Consider the following 18388-nt stretch of genomic DNA (forward strand, 5'->3'; position numbering starts at 1 on the left):
TTAATCCCGAATTAACTGTACATCCACTGAGACATTCAAGGTGTGCCCGTCACCACCGCCGAAAATAATACCTTTGAGGGGCGTCACATCGGTGTAATCGCGCCCCCAGGCGGTGGTGATGTGGTGGTCTCCCGCCGAGGCATTATTGGTGGGGTCAAAATCAAACCAGCCTTCACCCGGTACGTATACCGAAAACCAGGCATGCGATGCGTCGGCGCCGATAAGTTTGGCTTCGCCGGGTGGCGGCCTGGTTTCAAGATAGCCGCTCACATAGGCAGCAGCAAAGCCCGAGGCGCGCAAGCAGGCGATGGCAAGGTGGGCGAAATCCTGACAGACACCCCGGCGATGTTTCATCACGTCGGTAAGTGGCGTGGCAACATCGGAAAAGGTGGCATCGTAGGTGAAATCGCGAAATATTTTTTCTGTCAGGGCCATCACTGACGATAAAAACGGACGGCTCTCTTCCTTGTAACCCACCCCGGAATCACTTGTCGCAAAACAATCCGCTGCATAATCGGCGTATTCACTCTGAATGGGCACCATGGGCGATGCCAGCATAAATTCGCGCGCGTTCAGGTTGTCGTAATCCTGATACGTGTTCAGCCGCTGTTTGACTTGCGCGCCGGTGCTGCCGAAATCCAGCAGGTGAGACGTAGGGCGGGGCAAAATTTCAATTTTGCTGACCACCGTAATGTCCAGTTCAAGGTGTTCTTCTTCAATTGAAAACTGAATCAACCGGTTGCCGAAATAATCTTCTCGGATGCGTTGTGTGGCAATGGCCGGCGTGGTTTCTATGCTATTTTCCAACAGCGTCTGCCGGGAGGTGTTACGCGGTAGCAGGTAGGCGATGTTGTGACACTGGCTGACCGGTTGTTGATAAATATAACGGGTGCTGTGGCGAATAATGTATTTCACAAAAGCTCCTGCCATTCGCTTTGGTTAACCAGCATTTGCGGCGATGCCGAGTGATCAAAGTATTGCCGGGCAATTTCTTCTGCAATCGCGGTGATCAGAAGGTGCAATTTTTTTAGCAAGGCATCCAGCTCAGCTCGCTCGGCAAGGTTGCCGTCATCGGTAGCGGCCAACGCGGCAATATCCACCAGCTGCAAACAGGTGGAGGCTTCCAGCAGTAATTTTTTCTCCCGGGTGCGGTTGGCTGACGCGGGGAATTGCGCGAAATACAGTGAGAGCTGGGTAAATTGGTACATCAATGAACGCGGGTTATCGCCGTTCAGTAATAATAATTCCAAACAGCAGTCAGTACGCAGTCCTTCCTGTGCCATGCGCCGATACAGCGCGTGCGATTCTGCCCATTGCAGTGCAGGCTCCAGCAGCACGTCTTCGAAGCTGGTATCGGGTACTTTAACCAGCAGCGAGCGCAATACACTGATTAACTGCAAGCTTCGTTCAATACAGCGACCGGTTTGAATAAAGTACCAGTCATAACCGCGAATCATATTGTCATGCATCCAGCCGCTCAGCGCGAGCAGGCTGCTGATTAATGGCCCCAGCGCGGTGTCAGCGGCAGAAAAGGTGCCGGGCAACAAATTCCGGTTCAAATTGCCCAGCTCGTCGTGCACCGCGTTAATTACCCGGATGGCATCGCTGGAAAATTGCTCGCGCGCTTGTTCGGCGGCGTCGGTCATGGCGTGCAAATTAAACGCGATGCTGCCAATACGCTGCTGATCATTTAACAGCGAAACAATTTCCTGCTCGGCTTGCTGGCGGCCCTGAATGCTGTGATCGGTAAAACCTGGCCAGGTGCAAGTGACATGCGTGAGGGCGGACATCAGCGTGCGGTATAGCGGATCGGGCAGGGTTTCGCTGCGATTCAGTTGCAAAAAAAGCGCGCGTAACAAACGCAGGCCAGACTCTGCCCGTTCGGTATAACGCCCCAGCCAAAACAGATTTTCCAGCACCCGGCTGGGAATTTCGTGGCGGTGTTCTATCGGCGCCTGTTGAGTGCGGGTTGCCCGGGCCGCTGTTTTTTCCGGCTCGGAGGCGAGTATCCAGGTGTCTTTGGAAACCGCGCCGCGCTGGTTGGAAACCACCGGATCATTGGCGTCCAGGTTTACCCGTGTCAGGCCACCGGCCATCACCGCATAAGCATTTTCACTGGCGATGGCAAAGGTACGCAGTACGGTGGCGCGGGGTTGTATACGGCCTTCGAGCCAGGTGGGCGTGTGGGTGCAAGCAAGATATTGCTGGGCGACAAAACCGGCCGGGTTTTTCAGGATGCGGTTTTTCCAGGCTTGCAAACGCGTTGCGTCCAGCTCGGCGCCGTAGACTTCATAAAGACCCGGGCGGCGGTAGGTGGGTTTTATAAATAAGGTTTCAAGATTGTCACACATGTAGGCGAGGTCATCGGCGTTGCCACCCCACCAGGTGCGCACCGAACCCATACGCAATTCGCGGCCGAGAAAATGCCGGGCAATCGCCGGTAAATAACGCATCCAGGCGGGGTTTTCCAGCACATTGGCACCCAGCGGATTGACAATGGCCACCCGCCCCTGACGGGCCACGTCAAGCAAGCCGGGGGTGCCCAGATGGGAGCTGCCATTCAATTCAACCGGGTCGCAATAGTGATCATCAACCCGCCGCAAAATCACGTCGACCCGCTTCAGCCCCTCCAGCGATTTCAACCACACATAACCCTGTTTCACCACCAGGTCATTGCCTTGCACCAGGTTTAAACCCAGGTGATTGGCGATGAAGGCGTGTTCAAAATAGGTTTCGTTGTAGGCGCCAGGTGTTAACACCACAATGCGGGCAGGGCCGTCATTCGGGTTGAGCTCCAGCAATTTTTGGCGCAGCCGGGTGAAGAACAGCGAAATACGGTGCACATGGCTATCGCGAAACAGGCTCGGGAAAACCCGGCTCATGACGATCCTGTTTTCCAGGGCATAACCGGCGCCGGAGGGCGCCTGGGTGCGGTCGGAAAGCACCGTCATTTTGCCATCGTGATCGCGCACCAGATCGCAGCTGTGAATAATCAACTGGTGCATGCCACGGAGTTTGACCTGATCGCAGGGGCGCAGGAAGCCGGGATGGCTGAAGAGTAATTCCGGCGGAATAATGCCCTGATGAATCAAATCGCGGTTGCCGTAAATATCATCAAGAATGAAATTGAACAGCTCTGCACGCTCGATTAAGGCAGTTTCTGTTTCACTCCATTGTTCGCTGTTGATCAGTAAGGGAACCGGGTTGAGTTGCCAGGTGGCATCGGTGTCTGGCGTGTTGTAGCGCTGGTAGGTGGCACCGTCGTCGCGCAATATGCGCTGCGCTTTTTCCTGGCGTTCCTGCAGGGTGGTTTTACCCAGCGCTGTCAGGCCATCCAGCAGGTAGCGCCAGTGCGGGTGGATGGTGCCATCGGCAGCAAATGCCTCATCAGGGGCGGTGCCAACGTGCATCCGGAAGGTATCGGGCTGTAGCAGAATGTCAGAATCGTTCATAACCGGACTCATAACCAGACAAAGTCGCCGCCAGGATCAGGATAAAGCTTGGCATTTTACGCTGTTTGTTCCAGTTTTGGGGCGACAATCTCGGGTGATGCGAGCTGGTTTATGACGAGTCGGCCTTCGCCACAGACGGGTTACTTGTTTGTCTGCTCGGCCTTCCAGCTTACCGCAGGCAACTTTTGAAAGGCTTCGGCAATACGGGCATCCCAGGCGCGTTTCAGGTCGCGCAGGTATTCATCGTCTTTTTCAAAGCGGTTGTAGCGCCACTCATCCTTTGAACTCTGGTAGGTCATCAGCTCAATCGGTGGGCCAACGGTAAGGTTGGAGCGCATGGTGGAGTCCATGGAAACCAGGGCGCAGAGCGCGGCGGTATCCAGCGAGGTTTCCGGGTGCAGAATTCTGTCCAGAATCGGCTTGCCGTATTTGCTCTCGCCAATCTGTAAGTAAGGGGTGTCACTGGAGGTGGTAATGTAATTGCCTTGCGGGTAGATCATCATGATCTGCGGTTTTTCGTCGGGTAATTGGCCGCCCAGAATAAAACTGGCTTCAAAAGTGGAGGCGTTACCCTGATTGTGTTTTTGTTGTTCATTGCGGTTGAGTTCACCCAGGTACTCAGCCGCTTCGTGCAAGGTCGTCACCTGATTCAAACCGGTGGCTTGCGCTTCCTGCAGGTCTTTTTTAACTTTGGCGATCACTGCCTGGGTGGTGGCGAGGTTGCCTGCGGAAAGCACGACGAAACGCTGTTGCTGACGGTTGGTGAGTTGAAACATTTTGCTGTAAGTGCTGATCTGGTCAACACCGGCATTGGTGCGTGAATCCGAGCAAAATACCAGACCGTCATCAAGGGCAATAGCAACACAATAAGTCATCAGGCAGTACATCCGGCAACAAAAGAGGCTCAAGGGTAAAAGCTGGTTGTAGCAGGCGTCAAGGTATGAAACACGTCTTTCTGTGATGAAGATGCAAATACCGGGTATTGACAGGGCAACGGGGCTTTCGCGGCCCCGGCTTTTCCGGTATAACGCGACGCGCGTTAACAGCGCCTGAATGTGCTGAACCATCAACACGTTGTTATATTTGTTATCCGACGCAGGATCTTAACAAGGAAATCTCATGAAAAAACTGGCAGGAATTCTCATCGCTGTAGTGCTCTACACTGCGGCCTCCTGGTATGTGGGTGTCATCGGCGAAGAAAAATTTCGTCAGCAGCTGGCTGAAGCCGATGCTGTTAATCAGCTCAATGGACTGGCACTGAATATTCGCGAATACGATCGGGGCATCTTCTTTAGTAACATTAATGTCACTATGGATTATATCTATGGTGGCAGCGCAGACGGTGCGGCTTTCCATATCGACAGCCACAGCAAAGTGCAGCACGGGCCAATCCTGTTCTTGCGCGGTTTGGGAGTAGGTCTGTTTTCGTCTGCGTCCACCATTCAGGTGGTAACGCCGGATGATGATATCAACCAGTCGCTGACCAAACTCTTTGGCGAAACTATTGGTGAAGTTGTCACCCGTGGCTATTTCAACAACACCTACCGCAGTACCTGGAAAGTTGATCCGGTTAATTATGATGATGCCGAAAGTGGCGCGTCTATCAAGCTGGATGGCATGTCCTTGTCGGTAAGCGGCCGTTACACCGATCGCAACCTGGAAGCCGGGCTGGCGCTTGGCGAGTTCACCATGACTGAAAATGGCGCGCCGCTGGTGCGTGTCAGCCCGATGAACGGCCAGTTCAATGTTGAATACCTGACGGATGTGGTGTCTATTGGTAGCGGTGATTTTTCCATCGAGCAGGTTGATTTCACCGTATCCGGCGTACCGGGAACCATCGAAGGTTTCAGCATCGTTCAGAAGCAGCAAGTGGTGAATAACAAAATTGACACCAGTGTGCAGTTCTCCATTGCCCGTATTGCCGGCCCGGTAGAAATTACCGGTTTTGAATACAACATTGATATGAACCGCCTTGACCCGCAAGTGGTTGAACAATGGATGCAAATCTCCAACAGCCTGAGCACTGACGCTAACGGTGATCTGGAAGCCTGGGCCGCTAATAATGAGCAGGTGTTTTACAGCATTCTTCGTCAGGCCAAAGCCGATAACACCGATCTTGATGTTGTTATTCGTGCCAATTATCTCAACAACCTGGTTGAAGCTACCCTGGCGGTAACGCCCAACGAACTGCAAGACGGTGCACTGTTCACCCCGGAAGGCACCGTGAACTGGTTGCCGCTGTTTAACAGCACTTTGCGCGTCACGGCACCAGCGGCGGTGGTTGAGCAGTCCATGTTGATTCTGATGGTTTCCCAGTACATGGGCACCTACATTCAGAAGGAAGGCGACAATTATGTTTTCAACGCCCGTGTTGCAGACAGTCGTGTATTTGTGGGCGCTGAAGAAATTCCGCAGGAAATTGTTACGGCGTTACTGGCTGCACAAGCGGCGGGTGAAGAAGAGTACGAAGACGGTGATCACGACCACCATCACGGAGAAGATCACGATCATCAGCATGATGACGATGAAAGCTATTAATTCTGTGGTGGATATGCCGGGTAAATAACCCGGTTAATAAAAAACGGCCTGCATTGACAGGCCGTTCAGACTGCTGACAAACCCTGGATAGGCACAATGCAAGTTTGGCGTTAGGGCAGTTGTTCCAAAACTGTCGAGTCAGGGATGACTCGTCAGAGCTACAGGGAATGTATTCATGCGTTTTTGGAACAACTGCTCTAATGGCAAACGGACAGAATGGCACCTGCGGTATAGTTTTGAGAACAACGAAATTTGTCAACGATCTGGACGGCCTGCATTGCAGGCCGTTTTTTTTGGTGGGGAATTTTATATCAGCGTGCGGGCAGTTCTTCTTCGTCATCCGCTTCGAGCCTGGAGGAATCTTTCCCGGTGGTTGGCGGCTTGCCTGGCAAAGGCTGGTTCCAATGTATATCCATTTGCGGGAAGGGAATGGATATGCCGCCTTCATCGAAAGCGACTTTGATTTTTTCGGTAAGGTCAAATTTTACCGGCCAGAAATCTTCGGTTTTTACCCAGGGGCGAACTACCAGATTCACACTGTTGGCAGCCAGCTCGGACACCGCAATCACCGTAGCCGGTTGTTTTAAAACACGGGGGTCTGCAGCGATTTGATGGGCGATAATATCGCGCGCGTTTTTGATGTTGTCGTTGTAGCCAATGCTGAACACCATATCAATACGGCGAGTGGGTCGGGCATTGTAATTGGTGATATTGCCGCTGTAGATAACGCCGTTGGGCACAATCACTACCTTGTTGTCACCGGTGCGCAGCATGGTGGAGAAAATATTGATTTTTTCCACGGTACCCGAAGTGCCACCGGCTTCGACAAAATCGCCAGCTTTGAAAGGGCGGAAGATCAATAACATAAACCCGGCGGCAAAATTTTGTAATGAGTTCTGTAGCGCGAGGCCAATCGCCAGGCCTGCGGCACCCAGCATGGCAACCAGTGAGGTGGTGTTAACGCCCAGTTGATCCAGTGCTGCCACAATAACAATCAGCAGCAAAAACACTTGCAGGATAGATTGCAAAAAGCCGGTCAGGGTTGCGTCCAGACGGGTGCGCCCCAGTGCCTTGCCTACGGCTTGCGATATCCATTTGGCGGCGAGACGCCCCACCAGAAAAATCAGCAGCGCAATCAGTATGTGAATTCCCCAGGGAATAACATACTGATTGATGACATGGTTTAAACGTTCTTCCAGCAGCATAGTGACCTCAACCGTAAAAAGTCAGATGTTCAGGCAATGTTGCCTGTACTGCGCACCCGCTTGCTGCCTTTCACCGGTGAAGGCTGCTGGCGTAACCGGCGTTCGCGGATACTATTATCAATAATATTTTTCAGGGCGATTAAAAAGGCAGTCACAATAAAAGCACCCGGCGGCAAAATAGCCAGCAAAAAGCCCGGGTAATCTGCACCAAATATCTGAATTTCCCAGTGCCTTGCACTTTCACCAAACAACAAATGCATATCGGCAAACAGCGTGCCGCTGCCCAGCAATTCCCGCAGCGCACCAATCACCACCAGCACCAGACCAAAACCCAGCCCCATGCTGAAACCGTCGGCCATGGATGGCAGTAACGGGTTTTTGCTGGCGAAGGCGTCGGCTCTGCCGAGTACCGTACAGTTGGTAACAATCAGCGGGATAAAAATGCCCAGCACCTGAAACAGGTCATAAGTATAGGCACGCATCAGCAACTCGATAAAAGTGCCCATGGCGGCGATGATCATGACAAAAGCCGGTAAGCGAATCGCATCGCTGACTTGCCTGCGGATTAACGAAATAGCGGCGTTGGAGCAGGTGAGTACCAGTAGCGTAGCAATCGCCAGCCCGAGCGCATTCACTACCGAGCCACTGACTGCCAGCAGCGGACACAAGCCCAGCAATTGCACCAGTGCCGGGTTGTTATCCCACAGGCCGTGTTTGGCGATCGCCGGGTAAGTTGGCGATGGGGAAGCGGTTGGTGGCGTATCCGATGCGCTCATGGTTGTTGCCCGGTCAGAGAAGGGGGGGGGGCAGGGCTGAAAAGCAATTCCTGATATTGCTCAACAAACTCCAACACCCGTTTTACCTGATTTACCACCGCACGCGGGGTAATGGTGGCGCCGGTAAATTGATCAAACACGCCACCGTCTTTGGTAACGCCCCAGCGTTCAGTCGCCGGGTTGAGCAAGGACTTTCCATCAAAGGATAGAATCCAGTTGCCTTTTTTCAATTCAAATTTATCGCCCAGACCGGGCGTTTCATTGTGCGCAACAATCCGTACGCCAGCCACGCTCAAATCGCGATTAATACCGACGATGAGATTGATATTGCCGCTGTAACCGTCCGGCGCGATGGCCGGAATAATAATCGCAACCACCTCGCCCTGGTAGCGGGCAATATGCATATCACCGCCTTGTTTGAGCCCAAGCTGTGGCCAGGCGGATGCCGGTATCGGGCGGGTGTCGGTGAGTAAGTCGTTATCGTGCAAATGCCGGGGGATAATTTCAAACAGTGCGCTTTGGCGGGCTGCCCGTTCGGCGGCTTCGATATGATCGCGGGTACCGGCGTAGGTTAATGCCAGGCCGACAGCAATCACCAGCGCAAAAAGGCCGAGCAACACACTGTTTTTGCTGATTGATCGCAGCAGCATTAGTCTTCTTTCCTCGTTGCCGGGGTCGATTTTTTATGGCCGTAGGTGCGCGGCACTGTGTAGTAATCAATAAAAGGCGCGGCAAAGTTCATCAGCAACACTGCAAAGGCTATCGCGTCCGGGTAGTTGCCCCAGCTGCGAATGACATACACCAGCACGCCGACAGAGGCGCCGAAAATAATTCGGCCTTTATTACTTACCGCTGAGCTGACCGGGTCGGTCACGATAAAGAATGCGCCGAGCATGGTAGCGCCGGAAAACAAATGAAATAGCGGCGAGCCGTGACTCTGCGAGCTGCCGCCATCGTTGAAAAGTGCCGACATCACCACCAGGGCCAGCAACATGCTGATAGGCGCATGCCAGCGAATAATGCGCAGTGCCAGTAATAAAAAACCGCCCAGTAAAAATGCCGCATTTACCCATTCCCAACCGGCAGCTGCCCAGCTTCCCTGATTAAACACCGCTTCCTGCTGATACAGGTCATTCATCAGTAACCCGGTGTTTTGTTTCATGATGTCCAGCGGTGTGGCGGCGGTGTAACCATCCACCAGGTTGCCGCCCCATATTTGGCCAAGGCTGGCAACAATGCCTGGCACATTGGCGGCTTCGGCGAGCGGCGCGGGGGCGGCCCAACGGGTCATCTCAACCGGAAAGGAAATCAGCAAAATAACGTAAGCAACCATCGCCGGATTGAACGGGTTAAAACCCATGCCGCCGTACAGTTGTTTGGCGAGGATGATGGCGAAGAAGCAGCCGCTGAGCACCAGCCACCAGGGGCTGAGCGGTGGCAATGACAAGCCCAGCAACAAACCGGTTACCGCCGCGCTGTAGTCGGTCAAATAAAAGCGCACCGGGCGTTTGCGTAACGCCATCGCCAGCGCTTCAAAAGCGAGGCAACCGGCAATGGCCAGTAACACGTTAAGAATAACCCCGACCCCGAAAAACCAGCTTTGCACCAGTAAGCCGGGTACTGCGGCCAGCATGACCCATTGCATGACCTGCCGGGTGCTGCGCCCTTTGTGGCTGTGGGGTGATGAAATATTCAGGAGCGCCATGGTGTTAAGTCCCGTGTGGCTGATTTCAGTCGTCTGACTGTAATGTGTTCAATTTTTCTTGCAACCGCTGCAGGCTGGCTGCCAGTGCTGTTACGGTCGGCGCGCCTTTGGCCTCTGCATCCTGTAACAGGACACGGGTTTTTTCCAGACGAACGGTCAGCGTTTGTCGTTGTTCTGCGCGAATATCCGCCGGACTTTTTTCCGCCTTCTCGGCAAGGCGCTGCCGTGCTTTTTCAATCGCAGTTTCTGTAGCTTGCTGTTCTTCTATGGTGGCAACGGCATTAACACTATCGGCAGGCAGCGCTGCCAGATCTTCCCGGGTGGTAGCTATTTTTTGCTGCAACACGGCAACGCCCCGTTCAAAAGCGTCAGCGGTCGGCTCGCCGTTGGCGCGGGCGGTTGCGGCGCGCTCCTGCGCTTTTAGCAATTGCTTTTGCAGGGTTTCCAAACCGGCTTCGAGTTTTTCACGGGGGTTTCTCGCCATTTTGGCGCGCGCCCGTTCAATCGCGTCATCTGCCGGTGAAACAACGGCTTGTGCGGTTGCACCTTGCTGGCTGGCCATAAAATCAGCCAGTTTTTTTTCTGCCTCGCTCACTTTTAACGCCGCCTGTTTAATACGGGCTTGCTGCTTTTCCAATTTTTCGGCAGAAATTTCCTCGCCATACACATGCGGCACCAACGGTTTTTGTGCATGTTCGAGGGTGTTGTGCGCGGCAGCGAGAATACGTTCAAGGCGCGCGCGCTGGTCAACGCCGTTATCTGCCGCAGCCTTTGTCGAGGTGGCGGTGATAACCGGGTTGGCAGGCTCAGTCGTGTTGGTATGCAGTTCCGCTTTTTGTGCCAGTTTGAGGCGCGCTTCATCGGCGGCCTGCTTACGGGCGAGGCGTTTGGCTTCTTTGGCTGCTTCTTCCTGCTCCATACGCTGCTGGCGAAATTCAAAGCGGCGGCGCGAACGCTCGGCTTTTTCTTTCTCGGTTTCGGCTTGAATAATGCTGCCTTTGGCGGCGCGATAATATTGCACCAGCGGAATAGTGCTGGGGCAAACCCAGGAGCAGGCACCGCATTCAATGCAGTCAAATAAATGGTGCGACTTCAAACGGTCGTGATCTTCTGCCTGTGCGTACCAGAAAAGTTGCTGGGGCAACAAACTGGCCGGGCAGACATCCGCACAATAACCACAGCGAATACAGGCTTGCGCCGGTGGCGGTAAGGGCAATTCTTTTTTGCCGGCGGCGATCAGGCAGTTGGTAGTTTTGGTGACCGGTGCGCGGGTATCGGTAAGGGTAAAGCCCATCATCGGGCCGCCCACCACCAGGCGCGACAGTTGCTTCGGTTGTAATCCCTGGTGCTGCAGCAAGGTGTCTATCGGCGTGCCGATTAACACCTCGACGTTGCGCGACTGTGCCAGTGCATCGCCGGCCAGGGTTGTAATACGCGATATCAGCGGTTCATCAAAGCGCACCGCGCGCCAGGCGGCCGCTACGGTTGCCACGTTCAAACAAATTACCCCGGCATCCGCCGAGTGATGGCCGTGGGGAATTTCCCGCCCGGTTAATATCCAGGTCAGTTGTTTGGCACCGCCGGAGGGATATTTGGTGGGAAACCCGACGACCTCTACCGGCGTACCGGCGGCGGCTTTTTGCAAGGCGGCAATCGCTTCGGGTTTGTTGTCTTCTACCCCGATCACCAGCCTCGCCGGATTGTGCAGCACATAACCCAGCATCAGGGTGCCGGCAATCACCTCGTCAGCGCGCTCGCGCATCAACACATCATCCGCGGTGATGTAAGGCTCGCATTCGGCGCCATTAATTATCAGCGTATCAATCGGCGCGGTTGAACGCGGGTTGAGTTTAATGGCGGTAGGAAAACCCGCACCACCCAGCCCGGCAATACCGGCCTTGCGAATCCGTTCCAGCAAATCGGCAGGGGCCAGCGATGCGTAATCGGTAATGGGATGCCGCTCCACCCACTCATCCTGACCATCGGTTTCCAGCAGGATACAAGGCGCCAACAAACCGGACGGGTGTGCTTGCGGATAATCCTCAATCGAGCGGATATAACCTGACGTGGGCGCATGAATGTTCACGCTGAATACGCCATCGGCTTCTGCAATCAACTGGCCTTTCAGTACGCGCTGATCGGGGTTTACCAGCGCCTTGGCCGGTGCACCCATATGCTGCGCCAGCGCAATATAAAGGTAAGGCGGTAACGGCAGCTGGCCGATAGGCTCTTGCACCGAAGCCGATTTATGCTCCGGCGGGTGAATACCGCCGGGTAAGGTAAACAACGGAATGTTCATGATCAGGCGGCCTTATCATTGGTTGCGGCCGGATGACTTTTGTCCGAAGCAATCAGGGGAGCGCCGTTAGCCGGCAACTGCCAATGCCAGCTATTCAGCGTCGGTGCTACCGGAATCATATCAATACAATCTACCGGGCAAGGTTCTACACACAGATCGCAACCGGTGCATTCATCGGCAATCACGGTATGCATCTGTTTGGCCGCCCCGAGGATAGCGTCCATCGGGCAGGCCTGAATGCACTTGGTACAACCAATGCACTCGTCTTCGCGAATAAACGCGACTTTTTTAACCTCGGAAACTTCGCCGTGCTCGGCATCCAGCGGGGTGGCCGGTACGCCCAATAAATCGGCCAATGCCTGAATCGTACTCTGGCCTCCGGGCGGGCATTTATTAATGCTCTCGCCACCGGCAATCGCCTGGGCGTAAGGCTTACAACCCGGGTGACCACACTGGCCACACTGGGTTTGCGGTAGCAAACTATCAATTTGCTCCACCAAGGGGCTGCTCTCAACCCGAAAGCGCACCGACGCGAAACCGAGAATGGCACCAAATACCAGCGACAAGCCGACGAGGGTAACGAGGGCGGCCAGCAGCGGATTTTGCAAAATAAGATCGGGCATGGATAACTCTGCCGGTGATTACACCAGCCCTCCGAAACCCATAAAAGCCAGCGACATCAACCCGGCGGTGATCATACCGATGGCTGCGCCTTTAAATGGCTGTGGCACATCGGCGATGGCCAGCCGCTCGCGCATCGCTGAAAACAGCACCAGCACCACTGCAAAACCCACCGCACCCCCGAAACCGTACAAGGTCGCGTGCCAGAAGCTGTGGCTCTTATTGATGTTCAACAAGGCTACACCCAATACCGCACAGTTAACGGTGATCAACGGCAAAAACACCCCGAGAATGCGATACAGCAGCGGGCTGGTTTTCTCCATAAACATCTTGGTGAACTGCACCACGGCGGCGATCACCAGAATAAAAGAAATAGTACGCAGGTAATCCAATCCCAGCGGAATCAACAGCCAGTGGTACACCATCCAGGTTGAGATAGAAGCCAGTGTCATCACAAAGGTAGTCGCGCCCGCCATGCCAATGGCCGACTCCAGCTTGTTGGAGACGCCCATAAAAGGACACAAGCCAAGAAACTGAACGAGGACGAAGTTATTAACCAGCACACTTGCCAGCAGGATTACACCAAATTCGGTCATGCCACCTAATTACCTGAAAAAGCTGCTTTTGCGTCAAAAGCGCTGTATTTGGCTCGGAAAATCATTGAAACACACTTCGACAGCAAGATGGTGCAAAGCGTGAGCAGCGTTGAGGGGAGGGCATTATCCCGAACCGGCGGATTTGGATCAACTCCGCTGGATTTGGTAGAAGAATATGGGTGGGGTTTGCGCCCTATAAATGGCTCTGAAAGCAGGATTCTGGTGGGTTAGCTGGAGCAATGTCTGAGAAGCATGCACCTTCTGGACGTAAGCTAAAGACTTGGCGCTAAACCAGTCCAACCAACGCATCCGCTATTGAAAAAGAGATGAATACCCATAGTTGCTCCGATCTGTTCCTAATGAGTGCTCAGATAGCAAAACATTTCCAACTGGCACAATGCGAGTTTGACGTTAGGTCCTGTATTCCAAAACCGTCGAGTCAGGGACGCCTCGTCGGAGCTACAGGGAACGTATGCATGCGTTTTTGGAATACAGGACCTAACGTCAAACGGACATACGAACGCTAAGTTTGTCTTCCATCCAAAAGGAGGGCAGCGCAAAGTAGCAGAGAAGCTCGATTTTTTGTTCAAACAAGCACCCGGTAAAGAGGCTTTTTGGTTCCAGGCCTCAACCCGCCTTTATATAACGCAAAGCAACCGCCGCTGCCGAGGTACGATTCTCCACCCCGAGCTTGCGGAAAATTTGCTCCAGATGCTTATTCACCGTACGCGGGCTCATCTCCAGAATCTGGCCGATCTCCCGGTTGGTCTTGCCGTGGGCAATCCACAACAACACATCTGCCTCACGTACTGTCACCGCAAACTGATGCTTCAGCGTATCCGTCGCACCCGCAACCGCCAGGCTCTCGCTGGCGCGAAATAAATGCTCCCTCTCATCCGGAAAAGCCAAATACTCCAACTTCAACGCAATACCCTGATGCCGCAAATCAAGCTGCTGACCAAAAGCCGGCAAATGCGTCAACCACTGCCGTAAGGCCGCCTCCAACACCGTCAACTCGGTACCGGTTTGTTGCAACAGGTTATACACCTGAGGCGTAGCCCACTGCATCGCGCCGCTATCATCGGTCGCCAATAAATACTGGCCCGCGGTATCCAACGCATCTCTAATACGTTTTGCCTGGTGGGCATTGTCGAGATGCACCCGCATACGGGCAATCAACTCTTCCGGGTTAATGGGTTTGGGCATGTAATCCACACCGCCCGCTTGCAAGCCCGCAACAATATGGCCGGTATCGGTCAGGCCGGTCATAAAAATCACCGGCACATCGGCCACCGTCGGGTTTTGTTTCAACTTGCGGCAGGTTTCAAAACCATCCATGTGCGGCATGATCGCATCCAGCAAAATAATATCCGGGCGAATATTACGGGCAATCATCAACGCCTGGTTGCCCTCCAGCGCCACCAGCACCGTAAAACCCGACTCCTCCAAAACATCGTTCAACATATGAATGCTTTCGATGGCGTCATCCACAATCAGCACTACCGGTTTTTTTTGTCGGGATGTATTCATCAGAAAAGGCTCTCTTTCACTGCGTAATTTTTAATAGGGCCAGCCGGATGGGTGGGGGTGTTGGAAATCGTGTTTAACCATTGCATCAGGGTTTCAAAACAAAAACCGTTGGCCATATCGCGACAGTGCGCAATAAACGCGGCAGAGGCGACTTGGTCCGCCTCCAGTTGATCGAGGTAATCGGTCAATCCTTTTTTATGGCCAATGCTGGCCAGGGCGCGCAGTTGCACAAGAATGTCCTGATCAGGAATTTCCATGGCATCAATACAGGCAATGCCTGGCGGTGCTGGGGTGGCTGCTACCGGTTCATAGCACCAGCTCAGCTCCAGCAGGCGGCCCACTGTGTCCAGCAGCAATGGCAAGCGAACCGGTTTAACCATGTAGGCATCGTGCCATTGGGGCGGTTGGTCATCGTGATAGTGAAGATGATTATGGCCTTCGCTGGCATCTGCCGAGATCATTAAAATGGGGGACGAAAAACCGGCGAGGCGCAATTGCTCGGCACACTGCCAGCCATTGATATCGGGCATGGAAACATCCAGCAACAACAAATCCGGCCAACTGCTTTTGTCGCGGGTAAATGTTTCCAGCATCGCCAGAGGGTTGTCGGTATCTTCTATGACAAAACCGAGCGGTTCGAGCATCTCCCGCATTAACTGGCGGTGCGTTGCATCATCATCCACCGTCATAATACGGCGGCGCACGCCTTCGTAGTTATGGACGGTGCGCGTGTCGGTTGTAATCAGCGAGGGTTTACGGGGGTGCATAATGCTCGACAGCATCAATGAAACTTTAAACAAACTGCCCTTGCCCGGTTGGCTGCTGACATTGATATCGCCACCCATAATATCGGTGAGCAAGCGGGTAATCGTCAGGCCAAGGCCGGTGCCGGTTGCTGATGAGCGCGATGAAGTTACCCGCTCAAAAGGGCGGAAAATACGCTCCATATTTTCACTGGCAATGCCTTCGCCGGTATCGCGGATGGAAAATTCCGCTACCTGATTGCGGTAATGAATATTGAATTCAATACCACCCTGGGCGGTGTACTTAATAGCATTGGATAACAGGTTGATAAGAATTTGCCGCAAGCGCTTCTCATCGGTGTAAACCGATTCCGGTAAAAAATCGCTGCACTGAAATTTGAAATACAAGCCCTTGGCTTCAGCTTGCAGGCGAAACATATGCACCAGTTGATCCATCAGTACGCGAATTTGTACTTCATCGCGGTGCAAGTCCAGCCGTCCGGCTTCAATTTTTGAAATATCCAACAACCCTTCAATCAGGTCCGCCAGGTGTTCGCCGCTGCGCCGAATAACACCCAGGGCATTTTTCCGGTGCGGCGGGATGTCCGGGTCTTTTTCCAGTAACTGGGCGTAGCCCAGCACCGCGTTTAAGGGTGAACGTAACTCATGGCTGATGCCGGTCAGGTAGCGGCTTTTTGCCAGGTTGGCAGCTTCGGCTTCTTCTTTGGCGGTTTGCAGTGCACGGTCGGTTTGTTCGTGCGCCGCTATCTCTTCCGAGAGCAAGCGGTTTTGCCGCAGCGATTCTTCCTGGGCGACTACACGGCTTTCGTGTGCCAGCACAAACAGCCAGATAATAATGCCGGTGATAATAATCAGTAGAAAAAATACCTTCCACAAAGTGCCTGCCAGTAGCAAGGCACTGTCCGGGGCGCTGGTAACTGACTGAAAATAAATTAATGAAAGGAGCCCGCCGGAAATGCTGTTGATTAAAAACAGCAGCACCAGAAAATGGCCAATGCGTGAATTGAAATCCGGCTGTAACCATTGTGGCAACAGATAGTGGATCGCCCCTTTCAATTGCTCGGTATAACGCGCGCCGGGTTTGCAAAAATCCTTGCAGCGCGCATCCAGCGAACAACACAGTGAACAGATCGGGCCGTTGTAGGCCGGGCAGTGGGTAATGTCTTCCGACTCAAAGGTGTGTTCACAAATGCAGCAGGTTTGGGTTGCCGGTGCATTGGCATCATTAATCGGACGAGCCAGGTAATATTTGCCATCGGTTTTCCAGGCGATTAAGGGCGCAAACACCAGCGCAGAAAACAGCGTAATGAAGTGCGCAAATGCTTGCGCTATTTCACCCCAGGCGCCGCTATAGCAAACCAGACCGCACAACGAGGCTAATACCATAGAGCCAATACCAACCGGGTTGATATCGTATAAATGTGCGCGCCGGAACTCGATGTGTTTGGGGCTAAAACCGAGCGGTTTGTTAATCACCAGGTCGGCCACCAGCGTGCCTAGCCAGGCGACGGCAATAATGGCGTAGGTACTCAGCGTTTGTTCCAGCGCCTGGTAAACGCCAAGTTCCATTAACAGCAATGCAATGGCTACGTTAAACACCAGCCAGACTACCCGCCCGGGGTGGCTGTGGGTTAAGCGCGAGAAAAAATTGGACCAGGCGATGGAGCCGGCATAGGCATTGGTCACATTGATTTTCAGTTGGCAGAGGATGACAAAAATACCGGCCAGCGCCAGCGCCGACTCGGGCGATTGACTAACGTAGCCAAAAGCAATTTGATACATGCGCGTGGGGTCGGTAGCTTCATCGGCGGGCACACCATGATTAATAGCCAGCACCATCAAAAACGAGCCCGCGAGAATTTTCAACATGCCGGGGATAATCCAGCCTGGCCCGCCACATAAAAGTGCTATCCACCAGCGGCCTTTTTTTCCGGGTTGGGCGGGCGGTAAAAACCGTAAAAAATCGACCTGTTCGCCAATCTGGGCAATTAACGAAAATAAGACGGCGGCGGCTGCACCAAAAAACATCAACGAAAAGCCGGGTTGTTGTTTTTGTTCGGTGCCGGTAAACGATGTCCAGTCATCGACGCTGCTGATATCGCAATACAAAATGTAAGCGAAGGGCGCCAGTTGCAATACCAGCCAGAAGGGCTGTGTCCACAATTGAAAACGGGTGATAAAGGTAATGCCGTGAGTGACCAGCGGGATAACCAGCACAGAGCACAACAAGTAGCCGTACACCAAGGGCAGGTCGAACATCCATTGCAATGCCAGCGCCATAATCGCCGCTTCGAGCGCGAAAAAAATAAAGGTGAACGAGGCATAAATCAGCGAAGTGACGGTAGAACCGATGTAGCCAAAACCGGCGCCCCGGGTTAGCAGGTCAATGTCTACCCCGTAACGGGCGGCATAGTAACTGATGGGAATAGCGCTGATAAAAATCAGTAATCCCACGGCAAGAATAGCCACTACCGCATTAATGAATCCGTAATGCAAGGTGATGGACGCACCAATCGCTTCCAATGCCAAAAAAGAAATCGCCCCGGCCAACGCCGTAAACGCCACCTGGCTTGCTGACCAGCGTCGGCCGCTTTTTGCAGTAAAACGCAGCGCGTAGTCTTCCAGGGTTTCGTTAACCACCCATTGGTTGTAATTACGTCTGACCCGGAAAATAGTTTGTCTGGCTGACATGGGAAAAATCCAAAAGCAAAAGCGTTCGCAGGCATCACCTTTCCGGACAAACAGGCACCCGCTACACAACAACACTTGCCACTTGCTGTGTCATTTTGGGGCGAGTGCATCGGACGCTTGTCAGTTTGTGGTGCGCATTATTTTCCTTATGGGTTTTTCAGCTGCATCCGGCATTACGCGCCTGCGTGTAGTCAAGTTCAAATCAATCTTC

General features: G+C 53.4%; 13 protein-coding genes. 1 reads left to right on the plus strand and 12 read right to left on the minus strand.

Annotation, left to right across the window (positions count from 1 at the left end; all coding sequences use genetic code 11):
• The 3 genes from C4F51_RS06145 to C4F51_RS06155 form a co-directional block, all read right to left on the minus strand.
• Positions 1–915 carry a transglutaminase family protein gene (locus C4F51_RS06145; RefSeq protein ID WP_193908120.1) on the minus strand — a complete coding sequence of 305 codons (915 nt, stop codon included), beginning with the start codon at positions 913–915 and terminating at the stop codon, positions 1–3.
• Positions 912–3452, minus strand: coding sequence for a circularly permuted type 2 ATP-grasp protein (locus C4F51_RS06150; RefSeq protein ID WP_193908122.1), 2541 nt, complete (start codon positions 3450–3452; stop codon positions 912–914). Before C4F51_RS06150 ends, C4F51_RS06145 begins: the two co-directional genes overlap by 4 nt.
• Positions 3453–3592: 140 nt before the next feature.
• Complete coding sequence (locus C4F51_RS06155) at positions 3593–4327, minus strand: peptidase (protein WP_193908124.1); 735 nt, start codon at positions 4325–4327, stop codon at positions 3593–3595.
• 244 nt (positions 4328–4571) lie between these two features.
• Between C4F51_RS06155 and C4F51_RS06160 the strand changes: the two genes are divergently transcribed.
• Positions 4572–5990, plus strand: a complete 1419-nt coding sequence (locus tag C4F51_RS06160; protein ID WP_193908126.1) for a DUF945 family protein — start codon at positions 4572–4574, stop codon at positions 5988–5990.
• A gap of 311 nt (positions 5991–6301) precedes the next feature.
• On the opposite strand, the gene C4F51_RS06165 is transcribed toward C4F51_RS06160, so the two are convergent.
• The 9 genes from C4F51_RS06165 to C4F51_RS06205 form a co-directional block, all read right to left on the minus strand.
• On the minus strand, positions 6302–7195 hold the full coding sequence (locus tag C4F51_RS06165) for a mechanosensitive ion channel family protein (protein WP_193908128.1): 894 nt from the start codon (positions 7193–7195) through the stop codon (positions 6302–6304).
• 29 nt (positions 7196–7224) lie between these two features.
• Positions 7225–7971, minus strand: a complete 747-nt coding sequence (locus C4F51_RS06170) for an electron transport complex subunit E (RefSeq protein ID WP_193908130.1) — start codon at positions 7969–7971, stop codon at positions 7225–7227.
• Complete coding sequence (gene rsxG / locus C4F51_RS06175) at positions 7968–8621, minus strand: electron transport complex subunit RsxG (protein WP_193908132.1); 654 nt, start codon at positions 8619–8621, stop codon at positions 7968–7970. The genes C4F51_RS06170 and rsxG overlap by 4 nt, the downstream gene beginning before the upstream one ends.
• On the minus strand, positions 8621–9676 hold the full coding sequence (gene rsxD, locus C4F51_RS06180) for an electron transport complex subunit RsxD (protein ID WP_193908134.1): 1056 nt from the start codon (positions 9674–9676) through the stop codon (positions 8621–8623). The genes rsxG and rsxD overlap by 1 nt, the downstream gene beginning before the upstream one ends.
• Before the next feature lie 25 nt (positions 9677–9701).
• On the minus strand, positions 9702–11975 hold the full coding sequence (gene rsxC, locus C4F51_RS06185; protein ID WP_193908136.1) for an electron transport complex subunit RsxC: 2274 nt from the start codon (positions 11973–11975) through the stop codon (positions 9702–9704).
• Positions 11976–11977: 2 nt separating this feature from the next.
• Positions 11978–12598 carry an electron transport complex subunit RsxB gene (gene rsxB, locus C4F51_RS06190; RefSeq protein WP_193908138.1) on the minus strand — a complete coding sequence of 207 codons (621 nt, stop codon included), beginning with the start codon at positions 12596–12598 and terminating at the stop codon, positions 11978–11980.
• Positions 12599–12616: 18 nt separating this feature from the next.
• Positions 12617–13192: an electron transport complex subunit RsxA gene (gene rsxA, locus C4F51_RS06195; protein ID WP_193908140.1), complete on the minus strand. Its 576-nt coding sequence runs from the start codon at positions 13190–13192 to the stop codon at positions 12617–12619.
• A 627-nt stretch (positions 13193–13819) separates the two neighbouring features.
• The gene (locus tag C4F51_RS06200; RefSeq protein WP_193908142.1) at positions 13820–14722 is read right to left on the minus strand and encodes a response regulator transcription factor; all 903 of its coding nucleotides are present in this window, start codon (positions 14720–14722) and stop codon (positions 13820–13822) included.
• Positions 14722–18177: a hybrid sensor histidine kinase/response regulator gene (locus tag C4F51_RS06205; protein ID WP_193908144.1), complete on the minus strand. Its 3456-nt coding sequence runs from the start codon at positions 18175–18177 to the stop codon at positions 14722–14724. Before C4F51_RS06205 ends, C4F51_RS06200 begins: the two co-directional genes overlap by 1 nt.
• Positions 18178–18388: the final 211 nt, after the last annotated feature.

The organism is Cellvibrio polysaccharolyticus, assembly GCF_015182315.1.
GTDB classification, from domain to species: domain Bacteria; phylum Pseudomonadota; class Gammaproteobacteria; order Pseudomonadales; family Cellvibrionaceae; genus Cellvibrio; species Cellvibrio polysaccharolyticus.